This is a genomic window from Bacillus sp. GbtcB14 (assembly GCF_019091205.1).
In the GTDB taxonomy this organism is placed as follows: Bacteria; Bacillota; Bacilli; order Bacillales; family Bacillaceae_G; genus Bacillus_A; species Bacillus_A cereus_AG.
In genome coordinates, this window is sequence record NZ_JAGXJT010000040.1 from 1 (window position 1) to 2,414 (window position 2,414).

Below are 2,414 nucleotides of genomic sequence, written 5' to 3' on the forward strand. Positions count from 1 at the left end.
GCATTGATAATGATGTTTAAAGCACTGGCTCTTTGCAATTGATGTTGTATAGTCCGTTCCCTAAGCTCACCTTGTTTTCCGAAGAAAATAGCTCTTGCTAATCCGTTCATGGCTTCTCCTTTATTTAATCCCCTTTGTATTTTTCTTCTTAATGATTCATCCGATATATAATTCAAAATAAAAATTGTTTTTTCTATTCGACCCATCTCACGTAAGGCTATAGCCAAGCTGTTTTGTCTTGAATAAGATCCTAGTTTCCCCATAATAAGGGATGCTGAAACTGTTCCTTCTCTTATTGAGTGAGCTAATCGCAAAACATCCTCATAATTTTCTTTAATGACCTTTGTATTTATTTGTCCACGTAAAATGGCTTCTAATTTTGGATACTCACTTGCTTTATCTATTGTAAATAATTTTGAGTCTGCTAAATCTCTTATTCTTGGGGCAAATTTAAATCCTAATAAATGAGTCAGTCCGAATATTTGATCTGTGTAACCAGCTGTGTCTGTATAATGCTCTTCTATGTTTAAATCCGTTTCATGGTGCAACAAACCATCTAAAACATGAATCGCATCCCTTGAATTAGTATGAATAATCTTTGTGTAGTAAGAAGAGAATTGATCACTAGTAAAACGGTAGATGGTGGCTCCTTTTCCAGTTCCATAATGTGGGTTTGCATCTGCATGTAGTGATGAAACACCTAACTGCATTCTCATACCGTCTGATGAGGATGTTGTACCGTCTCCCCAATAGGAAGACAATTGTAATTTGTGATGAAAATTTACTAATACGGCTTGGGCTTTATTCATTGCATCTTCATACATGCGCCATTGAGATACATTGGCTAATTGCTTATATGTAAGTCCGGGTGTTGCTTCAGCCATCTTGCTTACACCTATATTCATTCCCATTCCTAAAAGGGCAGCCATAATAATAATCGTTTCTTCTTTATCCGGTTTTCGATTATTGGAAGCATGAGTAAATTGCTCATGAAATCCTGTTATATAAGCAATATCCATCAGTAAATCGGTTAATTTTATTCTTGGTAGCATCTGATAAAGGCTTGCACTAAACTTTTTTGCTTCTTCTGGTACATCTTTTTCTAAGCGTGCAAGTGACAGCTTTCCTTTATCAAGAGAAACTCCATCTAACTTGTTGGAATTGGCAGTTAACCACTTTAACCTTTCATTAAGGCTGCTGGTTCTCTCCGTTATATAATCTTCGAATGATAAACTAACTGATAATCTCGTATTCTCTTTCGTTTGATTCCATGTAAATTCGGAAAACAAATATTCCTCAAAATCTCTATATTGTCTGCTGCCAACAATGGAAACATCTCCTGCCCGAACATGCTCCCGAAGTTCTGTTAAAACAGCCATTTCATAGTAATGACGATTGATTGTTGTACCATCATTCTCGTATAAATGCTTTTTCCAACGTTTTGAAATAAAATCCACAGGTGAGTCATCAGGTACTTTTCGTTTTCCGGATTCGTTCATTCCTCGGATAATCTCTACAGCTTGTAAAAGTGGCTCATTTGCCTTTGTAGAATGAAATTCCAACACCCTTAATAGCGTTGGCGTATATTTTCTTAGTGAATAAAATCGTTTTTGCAGTAAGTCTAAATAATCATAGTCAGCAGGACGTGCAAGCTCCTGGGCTTCTTCGACCGAAGAGACAAAAGAATTCCATTCAATAACGGATTCTAAAACCTCAAAAACGTCTAATTTTTCCTGTTTTGCTTTGATCAAAGCTTGTCCGATGTTCGTAAAGTGTATAACTTTCTCATTCAGCTTTTTACCGTTCAGTTTCTGAATTTCCTCTTGAGCCTTACGACCTTTTGATAAGAGACTAAGTATTTGTCTGTCATGAATTTCAAAAGCTTTATCCGTCAAATCTTGATTAAGATGTAATAAATAGACGGTTAGTATTGAATATCGTTTATTTTCCTGAAAATCACGGAATGCATAAGGTTCATATCTTGAACCCAAGCGAGACAGCTGTAACAGGCGATTGCGGTGCAAATGATTAATTTGCACCGTTTCTAATTCCATTCCTCGTATGTATTCGAGTCGTTCTATTACTTTTAAAAAGGTTTCGGGTGAAGGATGTCCCGGTGGTTCTTTTAACCAACCCAATATCGTTTTATTGGATTCTGACGAATGCTGCAAGGTAATAATATCTTCAAGTTTTTCTTTTTGTTCATTTGTTAGGGATTGACTAACCGTGTTAAATAGCTTCTTTTCAGCCATTGCCCTTGCTTCCCACACTATTCTTTCAAGTGTAGTGATAGCAGGCAGTATGATTTTGTTTTTTCTTAGAAAATCTATGCATTCATGTAGTAGATGAATGGCATCACCATTTTCCAAAGCCAATTGATGTAGGTGCTTAAATGTCATTCTATATTCTTTCAG

The 2,414-nt window shown here is 36.1% G+C and carries 1 protein-coding gene; it reads right to left on the reverse strand.

All coding sequences use genetic code 11. From position 1 onward, the window contains the following. A partial coding sequence (locus tag KVT31_RS29210) for a Tn3 family transposase (protein ID WP_116758342.1) occupies positions 1–2,414 on the reverse strand: 2,414 nt, incomplete at both ends.